Annotated in this window: 17 protein-coding genes, 1 pseudogene and 1 other annotated feature; of the genes and pseudogenes, 17 read left to right on the top strand and 1 reads right to left on the bottom strand. The window is 35.7% G+C overall.

Annotated features, from left to right (window positions below):
- Positions 1–63 precede the first annotated feature (63 nt).
- From recJ to dtd, 4 genes are all read left to right on the top strand, one after another.
- Entirely contained in the window at positions 64–2,427 is a 2,364-nt protein-coding gene (gene recJ, locus C2I06_RS10700; RefSeq protein ID WP_123258039.1) for a single-stranded-DNA-specific exonuclease RecJ, read from the top strand.
- Positions 2,418–2,930 (top strand): adenine phosphoribosyltransferase, encoded by a 513-nt coding sequence (locus tag C2I06_RS10695; protein WP_095331653.1) that lies wholly within the window; start codon positions 2,418–2,420, stop codon positions 2,928–2,930. The genes recJ and C2I06_RS10695 overlap by 10 nt, the downstream gene beginning before the upstream one ends.
- Positions 2,931–3,230: 300 nt before the next feature.
- Positions 3,231–5,426 carry a RelA/SpoT family protein gene (locus tag C2I06_RS10690; protein ID WP_095331655.1) on the top strand — a complete coding sequence of 732 codons (2,196 nt, stop codon included), beginning with the start codon at positions 3,231–3,233 and terminating at the stop codon, positions 5,424–5,426.
- Between the two features lie 12 nt (positions 5,427–5,438).
- Positions 5,439–5,879, top strand: a complete 441-nt coding sequence (gene dtd, locus C2I06_RS10685; RefSeq protein ID WP_095331657.1) for a D-aminoacyl-tRNA deacylase — start codon at positions 5,439–5,441, stop codon at positions 5,877–5,879.
- A gap of 136 nt (positions 5,880–6,015) precedes the next feature.
- Here dtd and C2I06_RS10680 read toward each other — a convergent pair whose 3' ends face one another.
- Positions 6,016–7,560, bottom strand: coding sequence for an N-acetylmuramoyl-L-alanine amidase family protein (locus C2I06_RS10680; protein WP_123258038.1), 1,545 nt, complete (start codon positions 7,558–7,560; stop codon positions 6,016–6,018).
- Positions 7,561–7,763: 203 nt separating this feature from the next.
- On the opposite strand from C2I06_RS10680, the gene C2I06_RS25020 reads away from it, so the two are divergent.
- From C2I06_RS25020 to C2I06_RS10620, 13 genes and pseudogenes are all read left to right on the top strand, one after another.
- Positions 7,764–7,940, top strand: coding sequence for a hypothetical protein (locus C2I06_RS25020; RefSeq protein WP_164463668.1), 177 nt, complete (start codon positions 7,764–7,766; stop codon positions 7,938–7,940).
- A gap of 82 nt (positions 7,941–8,022) precedes the next feature.
- Positions 8,023–8,257 (top strand) — a binding site (T-box leader).
- A gap of 98 nt (positions 8,258–8,355) precedes the next feature.
- Positions 8,356–9,630, top strand: coding sequence for a histidine--tRNA ligase (hisS, locus tag C2I06_RS10675; protein WP_123258037.1), 1,275 nt, complete (start codon positions 8,356–8,358; stop codon positions 9,628–9,630).
- A 131-nt stretch (positions 9,631–9,761) separates the two neighbouring features.
- On the top strand, positions 9,762–11,531 hold the full coding sequence (gene aspS, locus C2I06_RS10670) for an aspartate--tRNA ligase (protein WP_095331663.1): 1,770 nt from the start codon (positions 9,762–9,764) through the stop codon (positions 11,529–11,531).
- A gap of 423 nt (positions 11,532–11,954) precedes the next feature.
- The gene (locus C2I06_RS10665) at positions 11,955–12,722 is read left to right on the top strand and encodes a tRNA threonylcarbamoyladenosine dehydratase (protein WP_095331665.1); all 768 of its coding nucleotides are present in this window, start codon (positions 11,955–11,957) and stop codon (positions 12,720–12,722) included.
- Between the two features lie 246 nt (positions 12,723–12,968).
- Entirely contained in the window at positions 12,969–13,730 is a 762-nt protein-coding gene (locus C2I06_RS10660) for a hypothetical protein (protein WP_095331667.1), read from the top strand.
- Positions 13,731–13,736: 6 nt separating this feature from the next.
- A complete protein-coding gene (locus C2I06_RS10655) occupies positions 13,737–14,114 on the top strand; it encodes a GntR family transcriptional regulator (RefSeq protein WP_095331669.1) in 378 nt (125 codons plus the stop codon).
- Positions 14,115–14,807: an ABC transporter ATP-binding protein gene (locus C2I06_RS10650; RefSeq protein ID WP_095331671.1), complete on the top strand. Its 693-nt coding sequence runs from the start codon at positions 14,115–14,117 to the stop codon at positions 14,805–14,807. It begins immediately after the preceding gene.
- A gap of 17 nt (positions 14,808–14,824) precedes the next feature.
- On the top strand, positions 14,825–15,742 hold the full coding sequence (locus C2I06_RS10645) for an ABC transporter ATP-binding protein (RefSeq protein ID WP_095331673.1): 918 nt from the start codon (positions 14,825–14,827) through the stop codon (positions 15,740–15,742).
- On the top strand, positions 15,742–16,692 hold the full coding sequence (locus C2I06_RS10640; RefSeq protein WP_095331675.1) for an ABC transporter permease: 951 nt from the start codon (positions 15,742–15,744) through the stop codon (positions 16,690–16,692). Before C2I06_RS10645 ends, C2I06_RS10640 begins: the two co-directional genes overlap by 1 nt.
- Positions 16,693–16,793: 101 nt before the next feature.
- Positions 16,794–18,077 (top strand): replication-associated recombination protein A, encoded by a 1,284-nt coding sequence (locus C2I06_RS10635; protein ID WP_123258036.1) that lies wholly within the window; start codon positions 16,794–16,796, stop codon positions 18,075–18,077.
- Positions 18,078–18,390: 313 nt separating this feature from the next.
- Entirely contained in the window at positions 18,391–19,764 is a 1,374-nt protein-coding gene (locus C2I06_RS10630) for an extracellular solute-binding protein (RefSeq protein ID WP_123258035.1), read from the top strand.
- 106 nt (positions 19,765–19,870) lie between these two features.
- The gene (locus tag C2I06_RS10625; RefSeq protein ID WP_206426390.1) at positions 19,871–20,773 is read left to right on the top strand and encodes a carbohydrate ABC transporter permease; all 903 of its coding nucleotides are present in this window, start codon (positions 19,871–19,873) and stop codon (positions 20,771–20,773) included.
- 10 nt (positions 20,774–20,783) lie between these two features.
- Positions 20,784–21,613: pseudogene (locus C2I06_RS10620) on the top strand (carbohydrate ABC transporter permease).
- The last annotated feature ends 5 nt before the right edge of the window (positions 21,614–21,618 follow it).

Genomic DNA, 21,618 nt, shown 5'->3' with positions numbered 1-21,618 from the left:
CCATTCTTCCTGCATTGAAACGACTTCTTTTAACTTGTATAATAGTTAGATTGAGGTGATTGAATGTTACGTTCCAAAAAAAGATGGATACAAGAAGAAACTTCTAATCAAGAAACTATTTCACTATTAGCAGAAGAGCTAAAACTAGCACCAATTGTAGCCTCTCTTTTAATGAAAAGAGGTTATCATACATCAGAGGAAGCAAAAGCTTTTTTATTTGATGATAATAATGATTTTCATGATCCTTTCCTGCTTTTAGGAATGGATATAGCTGTAGATCGAATACAAAAGGCAATTACTAACAAAGAATTAATTCTTATTTTTGGAGATTATGATGCCGATGGAGTAACTAGCACGACCGTTATGATGAAAACGTTAGAGGGTCTTGGAGCCAATGTGCAATTTTATATTCCAAACCGATTTACCGAAGGATATGGCCCTAATGAGAGGGCTTTTCGCTATGCTAAAAGCATTGGTGTTCAATTGATTATTACAGTCGATACGGGTATTGCTGCTGTTCATGAAGCGGAAGTGGCAAAAGAATTGGAAATAGACTTAATCATTACCGATCACCATGAGCCAGGACCAATATTGCCAGAGGCACTTGCGATCATTCACCCCAAGATAGAAGGTAGCGAGTATCCGTTCCGTGAGTTAGCAGGGGTAGGCGTTTCTTTCAAGCTATCTCACGCTCTTTATGGAAAAGTTCCCCATCATTTATTGCCATTTGCGGCAATTGGAACAATCGCTGATCTTGTCTCCTTAACAGGAGAAAATCGCCTTCTTGCGAAAAAAGGCATCAGGGCACTGCAAGAAACAGATAATATCGGTTTAAATGCATTATATCGTCAAATGAATATCGACAAAAATACGATTAATGAAGAAACAATCGGATTTATGCTTGCACCACGTATTAATGCTATTGGCAGATTAGGAGATGCGGATCCGGCTGTTGACTTATTATTAACAGATGATCCAGAGATTGCAAAAGAACTAGCATTAGAAATGGAAGAAACAAATAAAGAAAGACAAGCGATTGTAAATCAGATAACAGTGGAAGCGATGGAACAAGTGGACGAGCTCTATCCATTAAATGAAAATCGTGTTCTAATTGTAGGGAAAGAGGGCTGGAACCCTGGCGTTGTGGGGATCGTTGCTTCTCGATTGGTAGAAAAGTACTATCGACCAACGATTGTATTAAGTTATGACAAGGAAACGGGAATAGCAAAAGGATCTGCTCGCAGTATTGAGGGATTTGATTTATATAAAAATTTATCGACGTGTAGAGATATTCTGCCTCATTTTGGTGGGCATCCAATGGCTGCAGGAATGTCTTTGAAAATAGAAGATGTAGATGTTCTTAGAGATAGTTTAAATAGATTAGCCTTTGAACAATTAACAGAAGAAAATCTCATTCCATTAACAAAGGTGGATGGCAGCTTTTCAATAAGTGATATATCTATTAAATCAATAGAGGAAATGCAAATGCTCGCCCCATTTGGAGTCGATAATCCCAAGCCTAAATTAACCTTCTGTGATCTAGAAATCGACAATATGCGGAAAATAGGTTCCAATCAAAACCATTTAAAGATTGTATTAAAAGATAATGAGTTTGAATTAGATGGAATAGGATTTGGAATTGGTGACTTATGTGATCATATCTCTCCAAGTGCAAAAGTGTCTGTATTAGGGGAGCTTTCGATAAACGAATGGAATAATCGTAAAAAACCACAAATCTTTATTCAAGATATGGAGGTTCCTCATTGGCAGCTGTTTGACTATCGAAGTTTAAGAAAAGTGAATCAATTATACGAAGTAGTGCCTAAAAATGCACAGTGGATTTTTTTTCATCAAGATTCTGTTCCTAAGGATATGGATGAACAAGTCTCTTATCAGGTGATTGAATCAATAGAGCAAGCAGCATTCCTAGAATCGATGAATAATACTATGGTACTGGCAGATTATCCCCCTAGTTTGGATATGCTAAAAACATTGTTATCTAACAATGCTCCTGAAAGAATCTATGCTGTTTTTTATAAACAACAAAGTGACTTTTTTAGTACCATGCCAACTCGTGATCATTTTAAATGGTTCTATGCTTTTTTAGCAAAACAGGGGAATTTTCACCTGCAAAAATTCGGCGGAGAGCTCGCTAGAAGAAAAGGTTGGAGTAAAGAAACGGTAGATTTTATGTCAAAGGTGTTTTTTGAATTAAATTTTGTTACAATGAAGGATGGATTTATTTCACTGAATAAGAATGTTCCAAAAAGAGATTTAACAGAATCTATCTCTTTTCAACAAAAACAAGCGCAATTTGAGCTGGAAAATGAATTAATTTATTCATCTTATGAACAACTTAAAAATTGGTTTGATCTTATTCTAAAGAAATCCGTCAATAATGAGGAGGAAGTAAAAGAATGGATTTAAAACAATATGTTACGATCGTTGAAGATTGGCCAAAAGAAGGGATCAGATTCAAGGATATAACAACATTAATGGATAATGGTGATGCATATAGATATGCAACAGATCAAATTGTAACGTATGCAAAAGAAAAAGAAATTGATCTTGTTGTGGGACCAGAAGCAAGAGGCTTTATCATTGGCTGTCCTGTTGCTTATTCGCTTGGAGTTGGCTTTGCTCCAGTTCGTAAAGAAGGCAAATTACCGAGAGAAACGATTAAAGTAGAATATGGCTTGGAATATGGAAAAGACGTATTAACAATCCATAAAGATGCGATTAAACCGGGCCAACGTGTTTTAATTACAGATGATTTATTAGCGACAGGCGGTACAATTGAGGCGACAATTAAATTAGTTGAAGAACTAGGTGGGGTTGTCGCTGGTATTGCATTTTTAATTGAATTGTCTTATCTTGAAGGACGTAAAAATTTAGATGGATATGATATTTTAACATTAATGGAATATTAATCCGTATACATGAAAAAAAGAGCGCTGATCAAGCGCTCTTTTTCATAATCGAAAAGAAAAAGAAAGAAAAAATTGCTATGTTTAGGCAGAAATCGCCTTCATTCGACATTTTTCTTTCTTTCCATATAAAAATTACTTCCAATCCCTTTACAATCTCCCTTTTTTTTTCGATAATAGTAATAATCATTCTAAAATAAATTTTATTCTTTTTTGTAATCTTGCATAAAAGTAGTAGGATAGAAAGAATGTCTAAAATATGCTAAATTTAAATAATATAATTGTAATATGAAAGGTGATTACATGGCGAACGATCAAGTGTTAACCGCCGAACAAGTCATCGATAAGACTAGAGGATATTTAAACGAAGAGCACGTAGCTTTTATTGAAAAAGCTTATGACTATGCAAGAGAAGCTCATCGTGAACAATATAGGAAATCTGGGGAACCATATATTATTCATCCAATCCAAGTAGCAGGAATTTTGGCTGATTTAGAAATGGATCCAGCAACAGTAGCAGCAGGTTTTCTCCATGACGTTGTTGAAGATACGGAAATTACTTTACAAGATATAAGTAAAGTATTTAACAGTGAAGTGGCCATGCTCGTTGACGGTGTAACGAAGCTCGGTAAAATTAAATATAAATCACATGAAGAACAGCAAGCAGAAAATCATCGCAAAATGTTTGTAGCGATGGCGCAGGACATTCGTGTTATCCTAATTAAATTAGCAGACAGACTTCATAATATGAGAACATTGAAGCATTTACCTGCAGAAAAGCAGCGTCGTATTTCAAATGAAACATTGGAGATTTTTGCCCCACTTGCTCATCGTCTAGGAATCTCTACAATTAAATGGGAACTAGAAGATACTGCATTACGCTATATGAATCCACAGCAATATTATCGTATCGTAAATTTAATGAAAAAGAAAAGAGCAGAACGAGAACAATACCTAGATGAAGTAGTTACTGAAATTCGTGAAGGTACGGCAGAAGTAAAGATTCAAGCAGATATTTCGGGAAGACCAAAACATATATACAGCATTTATCGCAAAATGGTTTTACAGAATAAACAGTTTAATGAAATATATGACTTATTAGCAGTAAGGATTGTTGTCAACAGTATTAAAGATTGCTATGCCATACTAGGGATTATACACACGCGATGGAAACCAATGCCTGGCCGCTTTAAAGACTATATAGCGATGCCCAAGGCTAATATGTATCAGTCTCTCCATACAACTGTTATCGGTCCTAAGGGTGATCCTTTAGAAGTGCAAATTCGTACACAGGACATGCATCGAATTGCTGAATACGGGATTGCAGCTCATTGGGCCTACAAAGAGGGAAAATCCGTAAATGAAGGATCCTCATTGGAAGAAAAATTAACTTGGTTTAGAGAAATATTAGAATTCCAAGATGATATCGTAAATGCAGAAGAGTTTATGGAAAGTCTGAAAATTGATTTATTTTCAGATATGGTGTTTGTTTTTACACCAAAGGGAGATGTGTTTGAGTTACCTTCTGGCTCTGTACCAATTGATTTTGCTTATCGTATCCATTCAGAAATCGGAAATAAAACGATTGGAGCAAAAGTGAATGGCAAGATGGTCACTCTTGATTACAAGTTAAAAACAGGTGATATTGTTGAAATCCATACGAGTAAACATTCGTATGGACCAAGTCAAGATTGGTTAAAAATAGCGCAAACATCCCAAGCGAAAAATAAAATTAGACAATTTTTCAAGAAACAACGTAGGGAAGAAAATGTCGAAAAAGGGAAAGAATTAGTTGAAAAAGAAATTCGTAATATGGAATTTGATTTAAAAGAAATTCTTACACCGGAGAATGTGAAGGCAGTAATTGAAAAATTTAATTTTATGACAGAAGAAGATATGTATGCTGCTGTAGGCTACAACGGAATTACAGCACTACAAGTTGCCAATAGGTTAACGGAAAAATGGCGGAAGAAAAGAGATGCAGAACAGATTTCAACTATCTCAAATGCAGTTGCTGAATTAAAGTCTTTTTCCAATAATAAAAAGAGTGCTTCTGGTGTTCGAGTAACAGGGATTGATAACTTATTAATTCGTTTATCTCGCTGCTGTAATCCAGTGCCAGGTGATGAGATAGTTGGTTTTATCACAAAAGGAAGAGGAGTTTCCGTTCATCGGGCAGACTGTACCAATATTGACACTGAAGATGCAAAGGCTCGACTAATTCCTGTGGAATGGGAAACGAATTTAAATAACCGCAAAGAATATAATGTTGAAATTGAAATAAGTGGCTATGACAGAAGAGGTTTATTAAATGAGGTTCTCCAGGCCGTTAATGAATCGAAAACTAATATATCAGCCGTATCTGGTAAGTCTGACCGTAATAAAGTTGCGACGATTAACATGAGTATTATGATTCTAAATGTCAATCATCTTCAAAAAGTTGTCGATCGAATTAAACAAATTCCAGATGTCTATTCTGTACGAAGAATAATGAACTAAGGAGTCTTTAGTGTGCGTGTAGTATTACAAAGATCAAAAGAAGCAAAAGTGGAAGTAGACGGAGAGATAGTTGGCGCTATTGAGAAAGGGTTCGTTCTTCTTGTAGGTATTACACATAGCGATACATTGGAAGAGGCTAAATACCTTGCAGATAAAATTATCCATCTTCGCGTTTTTGAAGACGAGAATGGGAAAATGAATCATAGTATTTTAGATAGGGAGGGAGCCGTTTTATCGATTTCCCAGTTTACCCTATATGGAGATACGCGTAAAGGAAGAAGACCTAACTTTATGGATGCCGCAAAGCCAGAGCAGGCAAAGGTGTTATATGATCAATTCAATACGCTTTTACGTAGCCATGGCCTAACTGTTGAAACAGGTATTTTTGGTGCGATGATGGATGTTCAGCTAATAAACGATGGACCGGTAACATTAATATTAGATAGTAAATAATTAAATGATTGATTCCTATACAACTAAAAAAGGTTAGAACCATAAGTAATCTAGATAGAAAAAAGCCAAACAATCACGAAAGCTCGGATGATTGTTTGGCTTTTTATTTTTTTTATGACTATTCACTAAACAGGCTTTAATAGCTAAAATAATTCTCTAAGCCATTATGGATAGCTGTTGTAATGGTCTCTTGATACTTGTTAGAAAGTAACGTTTGTTCTTCAGCGGGACTACTTAGATATCCCAACTCTAAAAGAGAGGCAGGTTGTCTATTTTGCTTAAGGACGACATATGAATTTTGTTTAACACCTCTGTCCTTTCGATCGGTTGCTTCAATGATACTTTTATGTAAGCTGGTTGCTAATTTTTTCTGATTAGATGTGTAGTAATAGCTTGTAACACCATTTACGGAACGATCACTTATGCTATCATAATGAAGGCTTATAAAAGCATCTGCATGATAGAAATGGCTTATATCGACCCTTGTTTGTAACGGGATAAATAGATCGTTTTTTCTAGTTAGGATTACCTTTGCACCAGAGGCTTCGAGTTTATTAGCAAGTAACTTTGCGGTACGAAGATTTAATGTCTTTTCAAGTGTACCGATAATGCCTATTGTGCCACTATCCTTTCCACCGTGCCCAGGATCTATAACGATTGTTTTTCCCTTTAAATCCTTTGTAGCTGTAGCATTAGTAATTTGGAGATCATTTGATGCCGAATCTTCAACCAGCCATTCCGCAATATATCCAAATTCGCCGTCTGCAAGTTTAATTTTATACCAATCATCAATTATTTCTACTGCTTGAAAGGTTTCGCCGTTATCTGCGACAAGTAAGATTTTTGAATTGACGGTTGCATCGCTTCTAATATTTGTTCTATCATAGAGCAGTTTAACTTTCTTATCGATTGTTTTTCCTTTTCTACTTTCTATATCACTACTCTTTAACAGATCTTTATGAACCCAGCCGATATTACCAGAGTATTGAATTTTTGCCCAATTAGATTCTTCTTCTATTATAGTAATTACAGTGCCAATGCTGATTTTCCCGATGATTTTTGCACTAGTAGATGGATTGCTGCGAAGATTAATCTGATCTTCTGCAACAGTAGCTATTTCCTGTTTAGACTTTTTTTGTACTCCTGCTTCTGTATGATTAGAAGAATCTTCAAACAGAAGATAATCATTGTGAACCCATCCAGTTCCTAAAGCTGTTCTGATTTGGTACCAATCGTAATTTACGGAAAGGACGGTAACTTCAATTCCTTTACCTAAAGTGGTAATTACTTCATAATTTGTACCTGGTCCTTTTCTTAGGCGAAGGCCATTCTCTGTAATTGTGGCTTTGTTTGAATGGGAAGTAATTGCTTCTTCTTCTTTTTCCATTTGGCCGTCAGTTGTACTTTTTCCATTTTTGGTTACTAAATAAGCGGCTACCCATCCAGTAGAAGAAGAGGTATATTGAATTTCAATCCAATCCTTTTCTTCCTTTATTAAAGGATATGCTTTTCCTATCTCCATTTTCCCAATAACATTTTGATCAAGCCCAGGATTTTCTCTAACGTTTACGACCGTATTAGCTTGAACAGTTGATTGATTTTCTGCTGATACATGTTGATACTGTGTAGGAATGAAGAAGATGCTGACTAAAAGTAATAGCATCCATCTTATATTCTTCAAACAAGCTGCACTCCTTCCGTAATTGTCTAAAGCTGACTAGTATAATTTCACATAGAATAAGATTCTTCTTTTTGAAGGTATATTCCTTTATGCTACTCTTATTTTTTTTAATCAAATTTAGACAAGAAACTATTTTTTTGATGAAATTTTTTAGCCACTCATGGTAATACTATAAAAAAATAACAGAAAAAAGGGTGAAATGCATGAGATTTGGTGAAAAAAGTTCATCAACTAGTGAAATTGATTCAAAATTACTAGGTGTCGATTTTCACGATTTTATTCAAAGAGAAGGAAATTCAAATGCGGTTGAGCTAGCTTCTGAATTCGGTCTTTCATTAGGCGAAGTAAAAAAACTAAAGAAACAGCTAGGAAAATTATAATAGAGCGGGAAATCATTTTCATATCCTATTGACAATACAATCTTTCCTATTTATTATTAATTAAATAATAATAAATAATCTAGTAAAGCCATTGATCGAGAAGAGTATCTAAGAGACACATGAACAGAGAGGAAATGTCATGAAGGCTGCAAGCATTTCTACATGATGACTTAGAGAAAGAACACTCAGGGAGGCTTTCTTCTGAAAATATTCTTCATTAGTAGGTAGAAACGTGCGCAGGCGTTAACTGCAAAGTGGGAGATTTAAGAAAAAATCTTCAATTAGGGTGGTACCACGGGAAAAATCTCGTCCCTTGTATTCAGATGGATGCAAGGGACGAGATTTTTTTATTTGAAAATATTACGAATTAAGCGCGGATATCAGCGTTTTTCTAATAGCAGGGAGGATACATAAAATGCATATTAATATTCCAAGAGGAACCCAAGATATTTTGCCAGGGACCGTAGAAAAGTGGCAATATATTGAAGGGAAAATTAAACAACTTTGTGATCGATATCAATATAGCGAAATTCGCACTCCTATATTTGAACATACAGAATTATTTTTACGAAGTGTTGGAGACACAACGGATATTGTTACAAAGGAAATGTATACTTTTGAGGATCGAGGAAAAAGAAGCTTAACATTAAGACCAGAAGGAACAGCGGCGGTTGTTCGTTCATTTGTGGAGAATAAAATGCATGGATATGCATCTCAGCCAATTAAGCTCTTTTATTTAGGGCAAATGTTCCGCTATGAGAGACCACAAGCTGGACGTTTTCGTCAGTTTGTTCAGTTTGGTGTGGAAGCAATTGGGAGTAAAGATCCTGCTATTGATGCGGAAGTAATTGCACTTGCATATTCCGTTTATCAAACAATGGGATTATCAAAGTTAAAAGTAGTTGTTAACAGTTTAGGTGATAAAGAAAGTAGACAAGCTCACCGAGAAGCGCTAATTGCACATTTTCAACCGAGCATCGGGGAATTTTGTCATGATTGCCAAACAAGACTAGAGAAAAACCCAATGAGAATCCTAGATTGCAAAAAGGATCATGATCATCCATTAATGAAGTCTGCACCATCTATCCTAGAGTACTTAAATGAAGAGTCAAAAACATACTTTACAAAGGTACAAAAATATTTAACGGCTTTAAATATTCCCTTTGTTGTTGATTCCAATCTAGTTAGAGGTTTGGATTACTATAACCACACAGCTTTTGAAATAATGAGTGAAGCAGAAGGGTTTGGGGCTATTACTACATTATGTGGTGGAGGCAGATACAATGGCTTAACAGAAGAATTAGGCGGTCCTGAAGCTCCTGGAATCGGCTTTGCTATGAGTTTAGAACGATTACTTTCTGCCCTTGAAGCAGAAAAAATCGAATTACCTATTGAAAAGAAAGTGGATTGCTATTTAGTTTCGTTAGGAGAAGAAGCGAAGGATTACACGGTAGGATTAGTAAATGAGCTTAGACAGGCTGGTTTCTCTGCTGAAAGGGATTATCTTGATCGCAAAGTAAAGGCCCAATTTAAAGCAGCTGATCGTCTTCACGCTAAATATGTCGCTGTTTTAGGAGAAAATGAATTGCAAAATAACAAAATTAACTTAAAGCTGTTAGAAACAGGAGAACAAAAAGAAATTCCGCTAACCGAGCTTGTAAGTGCCCTAAAGGATTTTAGTGCATTCTGAGCAAGGGGGATGAAGGGTAGGGCTATTTTCTTTGTTTTCAATATGGAAATAAAGAAAATAAAACATATGAATGAGTCGTTAGGAATATAAAAATGTGAATAAACAAATGTTGATTATAGGGAGGATACTTCATGTTTGGAAGAACATATTTTTGTGGTGAAGTAACAGAAAAATCGATTGGTGAGAGTATTGTTTTAAAAGGCTGGGTGCAAAAAAGACGAGATCTAGGCGGGCTGATTTTCATTGATTTACGTGACCGTACAGGTATCGTTCAGGTAGTATTTAATCCAGAGATAAATAAAGAGGCAATCGAAATTGCTGATAAGGTTAGAAATGAATTTGTACTAGATATAAAAGGAAAAATAGTTGCACGCCAAGAAGGTACAGTTAATGAAAACCTTAAAACAGGAAAAATTGAAATAATTGCGGATGAAATTAAAATCATTAATGAAGCAAAAACTCCTCCATTCGTTATTTCTGATCAAACAGATGTTACAGAAGATGTACGTTTAAAATATCGCTATTTAGATGTTAGAAGACCTGTTATGTTTGAAACCTTAAAAATGCGTCATCAAGTCACAAAAGTGATGAGAGATTTTCTTGATAGTGAGGGGTTTTTGGATATTGAAACACCAATCTTAACAAAAAGTACGCCAGAAGGGGCAAGAGATTATTTAGTACCTAGCCGAGTTCATCCAGGTGAATTCTATGCATTGCCTCAGTCACCGCAAATTTTCAAGCAATTATTAATGGTCGGTGGAGTAGAGAGATACTATCAGATTGCTCGCTGTTTCCGTGATGAAGATTTACGTGCAGATCGTCAGCCAGAATTCACACAGCTTGATTTGGAAACAAGCTTTATGAGTCAGGAAGATATTATGAGTATGATGGAAGCAATGATGGCAAAAATCATGAAAGAAGTTAAGAATATTGATGTTACACTCCCATTTCCAAGAATGCCTTATGATGAAGCAATGAGTAGATATGGTTCAGATAAACCAGATACTCGTTTTGAGATGGAATTAGTTGACCTTTCTGAAATAGTGAAAGACTCTAGCTTTAAAGTATTTGCTTCAGCAGTTGAAACAGGTGGTCAAGTAAAAGCAATAAATGTAAAGAATGCTAGTGGAAACTATTCTCGTAAAGATATTGATGCATTGACAGAGTTCGTAAAAGTGTATGGAGCAAAAGGTCTTGCTTGGTTAAAAGCTGAAGAAGACGGCTTAAAAGGGCCTATTTCTAAGTTTATTTCCGAGACAGAGCAAAAAGGCTTTGAGCAAGCGTTAAATATTGAAGCAGGAGACCTGCTTTTATTCGTCGCTGATAAAAAGAATGTCGTTGCCGATGCATTAGGAGCACTGCGTTTAAAATTAGCAAAAGAGCTAGATTTAATTGATCAAAGTAAATTCAATTTCTTATGGGTGACAGATTGGCCATTATTTGAATATGACGAAGAAGAAGGCCGTTTTTATGCAGCACATCATCCATTCACAATGCCTCAAAGAGCGGATTTAGAATTACTTGATACGAATCCTGAAGCAGTGAAAGCACAAGCTTATGACATTGTGTTAAATGGTTATGAGCTAGGCGGTGGTTCTCTACGTATATTTGAAAAAGAAATTCAAGAAAAAATGTTTAGCTTATTAGGATTTACTAAGGAAGAGGCTTATGCTCAATTTGGTTTCTTGTTAGAAGCGTTTGAATATGGAACTCCACCACATGGAGGAATTGCAATTGGTTTAGATCGCTTAATTATGCTGCTATCTGGACGTACGAATCTTCGTGATACGATTGCATTTCCTAAAACAGCAAGTGCAAGCTGTCTTTTGACAAATGCTCCAAGTGAAGTAAGTGAAAACCAATTAACAGATTTACATTTATCTTTGAAACTGAATAAATAATGATTAAGAGACTGGAATAGAAGTATTTCACCAAATGTAGACCCGAACAATTATGCGGAGATATCAACAATATTTCGTATGATTGTTCGTTTTTTTATGTCGAAAAAGACGTTTTGTGTTTATTTACTGGAGTTAAATATGTATCGCTTTATACTGGCTACCAGAGCATTTAGCTATGAATAGAGATCGATCCTCTTTACTCATTACATATTTTGTTCTTTAGTACTTGCAATATTTACAACTATCATTTAATTGGAAAATTTTAATTCTTATCGGGAAACAAGGAAAGGGTAGTGGTAGCTGATAAAAATTTATGTTATATTTCTTAAGTAATAATTTTATTCTTTCAGAATGAAAATTCCTGATAAGGGAATATGTAAACATAATTAGTTGGTAGGAAAAATTAAATGGAGTTGAAAACAGATGTTGCATCAATTTTCGAGAAATGAGCTAGCCATTGGCAAAGAAGGGCTAGAGACAATGAAAAACAGTACGGTTGCTGTTCTAGGAATCGGAGGCGTTGGTTCCTTTGCTGCCGAAGCGTTAGCTCGTTCAGGCGTAGGAAAATTAATCTTAATTGATAAGGATGATGTGGATATTACGAATGTCAATAGACAGGTAATTGCATTATTATCTACAGTTGGCCGTCCTAAAGTAGATATTATGAAAGAACGTATTGCAGATATTAATCCAGACTGTGAAGTAATTGCATTGAAAATGTTCTATACCGAAGAAACATATGAAGAAATTTTTGCTTATGGCTTAGATTTTATCATAGATGCATCTGATACGATAGCTTATAAAATTCACTTAATGAAAGAGTGTTTAAACCGAAATATCCCAATCATTTCAAGCATGGGCGCAGCAAATAAAATGGATCCTACTCGTTTCCAAATTGCAGATATTAGTAAAACACATACAGATCCAATTGCAAAAGTTATTCGTACAAGACTTCGTAAAGAAGGAATTAGAAAAGGGATTAACGTCGTATTTTCAGATGAAAGTCCCATTGTAATTCGTGAAGACGTTCGTAAAGTGGTCGGAAAAGATAATGCGCCGATTCGGAAGGCGAAAATGCCACCATCTTCAAACGCATTTGTTCCTTCTGTGGCTGGGTTAATAATGGCTAGCCATGTCGTAAAAGAGTTACTAAAAGAGATAAAAATCACACGTGTAAAAGACGAGAAATAATCATATAAAATGACGGTAAATATTTCTTGATTGAAAAAGATTGGAACAAGTGTCTAGCTTCATTTAAACCAAAACAATTATACGAAAATGCTGGGAAAAGCTACGTATAATTGTTTTGGTTTTTTTTACATAGTGTTTTGCCGACTATTTATATAATTGTTAGAAAAACTAGCTGAAGCCTATTGACTAGTATTGGAGTATTAGTGTACTATGTAGATAATACACTAATACAATGAGGTGATTTAAATGAATTCGTTTAATGGGCTATTAAAAAAAGATTTAAAACTTGGTCTTCCTTTTCTGTATACGAGTATTATTATTGTCAGTTTGGGATTGATAACGTCTATTGTACTATCTAGTTATTACAAAACAATTATGTTGGTCGCAATTTTTGCCATCACTTTCTGTTTTGCGCATGTGTTTTACCTTCCATCCTTTTTGTTAACTTCTTTAAATATAGAAGGGAAAACACAATTATGGCTTCATAATCCTAACAGCAGCATAAAACTCCTTTTATCAAAATGGATTGCAGGAATCCTGTATTCGATAATATCATTGTTTTTAATGTTTAGTGTGGCAGTGATTAGTATGAATGTTGGAGAATTGAAACTAGCTTTCAATCAAACAAATTTATTTTTTATGTGTTTAATCCTGTTAGGAATATCCATATACCTCAGCAGCTGGGTCTTTTTCTCATGGACACTTTATCACAGCATGAAAAAAATCGTATGGTTAAATAAAATACGCTGGGTCGTTTTAATCCTTCTTTGGAATATTTGGAATATTGCTGTCTATTGGTTTAATAGAATCCCGGTTATTGATGCTCTTAAAAGAAAATCAGTAATTTCTGTAGACAATACACTTGCTTTTGAAGCACGTCGGAATTTTTTTAAGGCTTCTATAGAAACAACAGAGATATCTATTCTTTCATTATGCGGATATATTCTAACACTATTCTTCCTATTTCTAATAGCTTCTTGGTTATTGGAAAAGAAAGTGGAGGTGTAGATTACCATGGCAGATGAATTTGAATCATCCAGACCAATTTACATGCAGATCGTAGAAAAAATTACACAGCAAATTGCGCGCTATGAACGGATGCCAGGAGATAAATTGCCATCTGTTCGAGAAATGGCTATTGCATCTGGAGTTAATCCAAATACAATTCAACGGACGTACGGTGAATTGGAAAGGATGAAGATTGTGGAAACGAGAAGAGGTCAGGGTACATTTATAACCGAATCAGAAGATATTATAGAGGAGCTAAGAACAAAGCTTCAACATGATTTACTGGAACAGTTTATTCGTAATATGCAAGAGCTAGGAATCAAAAGAGAAGAAATGGTTCAGTTATTAGAAATCTATCTTCAAGAGAAGAAGGGTGAAAAGTAAATGATACAATTTCGCAATGTAACCAAAAGATATGGTAGAGAGTATGCAGTGGAAAATGTAAATTTAACCTTAGAAGAGGGAAAAATTTATGGTCTTCTTGGTACAAATGGAAGTGGAAAATCAACCACGTTGAAAATGATTGCTGGTCTTGTCCAGCCGACTAATGGCGAGGTGTTAGTCAATGGAAAAAATGCTACACGTAGAATTGCAGAGGATGTTTCCTATTTAACGGAGCTAGACCGTTTTTATGAATCTTTTACTATTCAAGAAATGATACGATATACAGCATCGCAGTTTCATGATTTTCAGCTTGGTAAAGCGCAAGAATTACTAGATTTTATGCAGTTAGAGCAAAATAAAAAAATAAAGAATCTTTCGAAGGGAAACAGAGGAAGACTGAAGCTTGTTCTTTGTTTAGCTCGGACAGCGCCAATTTTATTACTGGATGAACCTTTTTCAGGTTTAGATCCACTGGTGCGGGAATCAATTGTTAAAGGATTATTAAACTATATTGATTTTGAAAAACAGACCGTTGTGATAGCAACACATGAGATAGTAGAGGTTGAATCCATTTTAGATAATATAGTTGTTTTAAATAATGGGAATGTAATCGCCAATCTTTCAGTAGAGGATTTAAGGGAAGAAAAAGGTCAATCCATTATCGAGTGGATGAAGGCAAATATAAACAAATGAAAGGCTGGTAAATAATAGTGACATCCGTAGTGGAATTAAAAAATGTCTCAAAAATAATCAATGGAAGAAAAATAATTGATTCGTTGAGTTTCCAAGTAAAAGCAGGAGAAGTATTTGGTTTTCTTGGTCCAAATGGTGCAGGGAAAACAACGACAATCCGGATGATTGTTGGTCTCATTAATATGAGTGATGGGGATATCACTATTTGCAAGGAGAGTGTTCGCGATCAGTTTGAGAAAGCAATCCAGCATGTTGGAGCCATTGTAGAGAACCCGGAAATGTACAAATTTTTGAGTGGGTATGAAAATCTTCTGCACTATGCTCGAATGGTGAAAGGTATATCAAAGCAAAAAATAATGGAGACAGTTGAATTAGTTGGTTTAAAAGATCGAATTCATGATAAAGTTCGCACTTATTCACTTGGAATGCGACAACGTTTAGGCCTTGCGCAAAGCCTTTTGCATGATCCTAAAGTATTAATCTTAGATGAGCCAACGAATGGATTAGATCCTGCAGGGATAAGAGAGATAAGAGACCATTTAAGAATGCTAGCTAGAGAGAGAAACATGGCAGTTATTGTTTCCAGTCACTTGTTAGCAGAGATGGAAATGATGTGTGATCGCATCGGCATTATTCAAGAAGGTAAACTGGTCGATGTACAGTTAGTAAAGGACTTTGTTGCAGTAGAGCAAGTATTTGAAATGGAGCTTTATCCTGTTGATAAGGCCATAAGTCATATACAGGGAATGATGCCGGAAGTGCAAGTTATGCCAAGAGAGCAGGGAGTTCATATTACGGTAACAAAAGAACAAATACCTGGAATAATAAAAGCACTTGCTTTACAGGACGTTCAGATTTTTGGCATAAAAGAAGTATCAAAAACATTAGAAGATCGATTTTTAGAATTGACTAACCACAGGGAGGATCTGAATTAATGCAGCTAATAAGAAATGAATGGATGAAGATATGGAAACGTCCAGCAACATTAGTAATGATCGTGCTCTTATTAATTGCTGTTTTATTGCTTGGTGCTTTTAATAAATATCAATCAAGTGGATTTTCTGTCCCTGATAATGAGAACTGGAAACATGGACTTGAATTAGAAAATAAGCGCTATAATGAACAGCTGGAAGATGAACACCTTCCTGAAGAAACAAGGAATTATTATACAAAAGAAATAGCTATAAACGAGTATCGAATTACACATAATTTTAGTACAAATGTAGAATACTCTGCATGGGATTTTGTTGCTGATAGTATCCAACTGCTTAGTCTTGCAGGCTTATTTACAATTATTATTGCAGCTGGAATCGTAGCAAACGAGTTTAATTGGGGTACGATAAAACTTCTCCTTATTCGTCCATTAAGCAGAATAAAGATTCTATTATCAAAATATTTAACGGTATTACTTTTCGGGTTATTAACTATTTTTATCATCTTTGCCTTTTCTTTTATATTAGGTGCCATTCTGTTTGGACTGCCGAAAGAAGTGTATCCATATTTATTTTATTACAATGGGGTAGTGAAGGAACAAAGCATTCTCATGCATTTAATAAGCTATTATGGATTAAATTCGATCAGTTTATTTATGCTCACTACTATGGCATTTATGATTTCTTCCGTTTTTCGGAATAGTTCACTCGCAATTGGGATATCGATTTTCTTAATGTTTATGGGGAATACAGTCACTTTATTATTAGCGAAATGGTTTGATTGGGCGAAATATTTATTATTTGCCAACACCGATTTAACGCAGTATTTGGAAGGAACTCCTTTAGTGAGCGGCATGACTTTGTCTTTCTCCATTACTATGCTCGTTATTTATTTTGTCGTATTCATTGGCTTAGCTTTTTGGGTGTTTAGGAAGAGAGATGTTGCGGCGTAATTTTTCATAGAATGAGGTCTTTTATGGACTTCATTCTATTTTTCTTCTTTCCTATCTTTACGTTATAATGGAAGTAAGAAGTTAAACAAGAAGGTGTATAAATGAACGGGGAACCACTTGCTTATCGAATGCGCCCGACGAATCTTGATGAAGTAGTCGGGCAAAAGGATATTATCGGAAAAACAACCAGTTTATATAAAATGATTAAAAATGGTCATGTTCCATCGATGTTATTGTATGGAGAGCCTGGCATTGGGAAAACCTCGATTGCCTTTGCTATTGCTGGTACAACAAAATTACCTTTTATTGCACTAAATGCGACTACATCAGGAAAGAAGGATGTGGAAGCTGTAGTGTATGAAGCAAGATTGACAGGGAAAGTCATTCTTTTTTTAGACGAAATTCATCGTTTTAATAAAGCGCAGCAGGATTATTTACTTCCTCATGTGGAGAGAGGGGATATTGTTTTAATAGGTGCTACTACGGAAAATCCCTACCATGATGTAAATCCTGCGATTCGCAGTAGATGTGGACAAATCAAGCAGTTAAAAAGATTAACGGATGATGATATTGAAGAATTATTGCATCGAGCATTACAAGATGAAAAAGGACTTGCGAATCTGTCCATTCAAATTTCAAAGGAACAGATTGCAAAAATTGCAAAAGGCACTAATGGAGATGCAAGAAAATCATTAACTCTTTTAGAGTCTATTGTCTATTCATCTGATAAAGAGGACGACGTTTTTATTATCAAGGATGATACCATTGACCAAATGATTGAAAAAGTCGGTGTTTTTGGGGATAAAAAAGGCTCGCATTTCTATAATTTATTATCTAGTCTACAGAAAAGTATCCGAGGCAGTGATGTAGATGCCGCTCTATATTACCTTGCTCATTTATTAGAAACTGGAGATTTAGTTGCCGTAAACAGGAGATTGCTAGTTATTGCCTATGAAGATGTTGGCCTTGCCAATACATCTGTCGGCAATAATGTTTTAGCAGCAGTGACGGCGAGTGAGCGACTTGGTTTACCAGAAGCGCGAATTCCTTTATCTGTAGCGGTTGTGGAAATGTGTTTATCCTCTAAATCTAACGCAGCCTATAAAGCATTAGATGCTGCCATAGCAGATGTCCGCAATGGGAGAGTCGGGGATATCCCTATGCATTTAAGGGATGGTCATTATGAAGGAAGCAAAAAGTTAGGACATGTCGGATATATTTATCCACATGACTATCCAATTGGAACGTTTGGTGGATGGGTTGATCAAGAATATTTCCCGGAAAAACTAAAAGGAACTCAGTATTACCACCCAACTGAAGCTGGTGAGGAGAAGAAGCTGGGAGCGATATACGATAGGCTTAAAGGATTTAAAAAAAATAAATAAGCATAGACTTATATAATGGAGTCTAGTTAAATGGCATGCAAGAAATGTATGGCAGTCATTTAACTAGGCTTCTTTTTTTAGGGCTTGTTAGAAATATCTATACGAACATTCTCAAAAGATGGTAGATAATATCGTTTTCGCCAATCTATATTTTTTGTTATAATCTTCATTTTTTCAAATATCTAAGAAAAATACTGACTTTCCTCTATTTTATAGATTGAAAAAGAGGCAGCTAGAGATTAAATTGAAAGTGCTTACATTTTGGTAGGCGGTTATTTCGCTAGCGAATAATTAAAAACAAGGGGTTGAAAAAATGAAAAAGTCGATTAAAAAAGTATTATTGCTTCTTTTATGTTTTCCGTTTTTATTAATTGGTTGCTCAAGCGAAAGTAATTCAACATCTGATGATGGGAAGGTTGATGGAAAAACCCAGATTAAAATTACATGGAGAGATGTAGGAGAGCATGATAAATTAAAAAAATATTTAACAAATACATTTATCCCGGAATTTGAAAAGGAGAACCCAGACATAAAAATAGTTTTATCGCCAATTACAGCTAGTGAGGGGGATTATTTCTCTAAAGTGGCTTTATCGATGCAATCAGAAAGTACAGCACCTGATGTGGTTGCAGAAGACTCCTTTATGTTAAATTCAGATGCGAATGCAGGCTATTTATTACCCCTTGATGATTATGTGCGTGATTGGGATCAATGGAAATATTATACAGAAAATTTAAAATCAGGCTCGATTGGAGAAGATGGAAAATTATATGCCATCCCAGGAACTTCTGATTCTCGCGGGTTATGGTATAACAAAAATGTTTTCAAAAAAGCTGGTTTGCCAGAAGACTGGCAGCCTAAAAATTGGGATGAGATTATAGAAGCTGCTGAAAAAATAAAAGATTCAGCTAAGGATGTTATTCCTCTTTCTATGGGAGTGGCTAAAGCAAACGGGGAATCCGTATCGATGCAGACTTTTGAAATGCTGCTCTATGGCACAGACGATGTGTTATTTGATGCTGATACAAAGAAATGGCATGTGAATACTAAAGGAATCGAGGAATCCTTACAATTTATTGATCAAGTTTATAATCAGAAAAAATTAGGTCCGCCACTATCTATTGCCATTAACAGCAACTATAGTTCCGTTTTATTCCAAGAAAAGTTCCCTAATGATGAAGCAGGAATTATATTAGATGGATTTTGGAATACAGGTAATTATACAGAAACAGGAGCAGTTCCAATGGATAATGTCACAGAACGATTTGGTTTTGCGGCCATGCCGACTCAAAATGGACAAGAGCCTGGCACTACGACTATGTCTGGAGGATGGACATGGGCAATTCCATCTAAAGCAAAAAATCCAGATGCTTCATGGAAGGTTATCCAAGCTTTAGGTGGGAAAGAACAGCAGGCAGCTCGCGCTGTTGCAGAAGGAAACTTAACAGTACGTGATGATTCAGCGGAAGTACCCGCCTATAAAGAACAAAATTTCATTTCGGAAGCAACGGAGTATTTGAAGAATGCTCATTTCCGTCCTGCTAATGACAAATATCCGAATGTTTCCGTAGAAATACAAACAATGGTGGAGGCAGTCGCAACTGGTAGCAAGACACCAAAACAAGCTGCCGAGGATTATGCGAGCAATGTAATCAGGATTGTCGGTGAAGGAAACGTAGTTAAATAACTGTACAAAAGGCTGAACACATGACCAGCAGGGAAATTTACTACCTATTCCTTGTATGGTCATCACCTTTTGTTATAGTGATAACCTTTTTAAAGGTGGGATGAAATTGGAAGCAGTATTAGGAAAAAAGCCGAAACGAAAAGGAAAGTCGGATCATGTTAAGGCAGCTATTTTTCTCGCTCCGACCTGGCTTTTATTATTGATATTTTTCATTGGACCGATGCTATTAACATTACTTTTTTCATTTACAAACTTAGCTCTGACTGGTGCGGAAGCTAGTCAGCTAAGGTTTGTAGGATTTGAAAACTTTACCCGGATGTTTCAAGATCCCGACTTCCGTGTCAGTGTGTGGAATACAATTGTTTTTGTTTTTTTCTCAGCGGTGCTCGGACAATGTTTCTTTGGCTTTTTGATCGCTTTTTTAATGAAAGAGAAAAACAAAACATTTAGAAGAATTGTTGGTCTAATTATAATTGCTGCCTGGGTAACTCCAGAAGTCGTGGTAGCATTTTGCTGGGTGGCATTTCTTGGCGAAAGTGGAACTGCTAATTGGCTGTTGAGTCTTTTTGATATGAAGCCGATTGCCTGGCTATTTACTTTTCCAATGGTGAGTGTTGTGATCGCGAATATGTGGAGAGGAACTGCTTTCTCCATGATGGTATTTCAAGCAGCTTTAGACGATATTCCAAAAGATGTAGAAGAGGCAGCCATAATGGATGGCGCCCGTCGATTTCAGGTTATTCGCTATATCACCATCCCCATGGTAAAAGGGACAATCGCCACAAATATGATGTTAGTTACGCTGCAAACACTTGGTGTATTTGCTTTAATTTATACAATGACTGGTGGCGGTCCAGGGGTAAGTACAGCAACGCTTCCTGTATTTATGTATAAACAAGCATTTGTCAGTTATCAGTTAGGGTATGGGACAGCGATTTCTTTTGTGTTATTAGTATTGGGTGCAATTGCCAGCTTCATATATATGAAAACCTTGAAAGTGAAAGTGTAGGTGAAGTGAGTTGGTTCAAAAAGGATATAAAGTGGAAAAACTTATTCATTATTTAATCCTGTCTATTCTGGCAATTTTGTTTTTGCTGCCGTTATTATGGATGCTATTTGCATCAGTAGATCCAGGGGCAATTCAGGCACTGAAGATGCCAGAAAAGATAACCTTAGACAACTTTAAGTCGATATTATCTGAAGCTGCGATTTTGCGTTCGTTTTTTATTGGAATAGGAATATCGACTTCACAGGCATTGTTGGTTGTGATTTTATGTGTGCTGGCTGCTTATCCATTGTCTAGGTATACATTAAAATATAAAAATAGTTTTATGATGACCATTTTGTTCATGACTTCCTTACCAATGACAGCTGTTATTGTACCGGTATTTCAGCTATTTCTTTATTTGAAATTTCAAGATTCTTTGATAGCGATGACGCTTTTTTAATAGCTTCTTCCTTGCCATATGGTATTTGGATGATGAAGAATTTTATGGATTCTATTCCCTTGGATTTAGAAGAATCAGCATGGGTGGACGGAGCATCTATCTTTCAAGGAATAAAAAAAATTGTTGCTCCATTAATGCTTCCCGGAATATTCACAGTTGCTATCTTTACTTTTACAGGCAGCTGGGGAAATTATTTTGTTCCTTATATCCTCATTCAAAGTCCAGAAAAGCTGCCGGCTTCTGTAACGATCTTTCAATTTTTCGGTAACTTTGGAATGGTTAATTACGGCAGATTGGCAGCATTTTCGGTAATGTATACATTGCCTGTCGTTATTTTGTATACAATTTCACAAAATTTTATGTCAAAGGGCTTCAGTTTAGGCGGAGCTACGAAAGGATAGGGTGC

Origin of the sequence: Niallia circulans (assembly GCF_003726095.1) — a bacterium.
GTDB lineage: Bacteria > Bacillota > Bacilli > Bacillales > Cytobacillaceae > Niallia > Niallia circulans_A.
This window is presented reverse-complemented; position numbering and strand designations above follow the sequence as displayed.

Coding starts and splice junctions, on each gene's coding strand:
- recJ (WP_123258039.1), top strand. CDS start 64: ATGTTACGTTCCAAAAAAAGATGGATACAAGAAGAAACTTCTAATCAA.
- C2I06_RS10695 (WP_095331653.1), top strand. CDS start 2,418: ATGGATTTAAAACAATATGTTACGATCGTTGAAGATTGGCCAAAAGAA.
- C2I06_RS10690 (WP_095331655.1), top strand. CDS start 3,231: ATGGCGAACGATCAAGTGTTAACCGCCGAACAAGTCATCGATAAGACT.
- C2I06_RS25020 (WP_164463668.1), top strand. CDS start 7,764: ATGAGATTTGGTGAAAAAAGTTCATCAACTAGTGAAATTGATTCAAAA.
- hisS (WP_123258037.1), top strand. CDS start 8,356: ATGCATATTAATATTCCAAGAGGAACCCAAGATATTTTGCCAGGGACC.
- aspS (WP_095331663.1), top strand. CDS start 9,762: ATGTTTGGAAGAACATATTTTTGTGGTGAAGTAACAGAAAAATCGATT.
- C2I06_RS10665 (WP_095331665.1), top strand. CDS start 11,955: ATGTTGCATCAATTTTCGAGAAATGAGCTAGCCATTGGCAAAGAAGGG.
- C2I06_RS10660 (WP_095331667.1), top strand. CDS start 12,969: ATGAATTCGTTTAATGGGCTATTAAAAAAAGATTTAAAACTTGGTCTT.
- C2I06_RS10655 (WP_095331669.1), top strand. CDS start 13,737: ATGGCAGATGAATTTGAATCATCCAGACCAATTTACATGCAGATCGTA.
- C2I06_RS10650 (WP_095331671.1), top strand. CDS start 14,115: ATGATACAATTTCGCAATGTAACCAAAAGATATGGTAGAGAGTATGCA.
- C2I06_RS10640 (WP_095331675.1), top strand. CDS start 15,742: ATGCAGCTAATAAGAAATGAATGGATGAAGATATGGAAACGTCCAGCA.
- C2I06_RS10635 (WP_123258036.1), top strand. CDS start 16,794: ATGAACGGGGAACCACTTGCTTATCGAATGCGCCCGACGAATCTTGAT.
- C2I06_RS10630 (WP_123258035.1), top strand. CDS start 18,391: ATGAAAAAGTCGATTAAAAAAGTATTATTGCTTCTTTTATGTTTTCCG.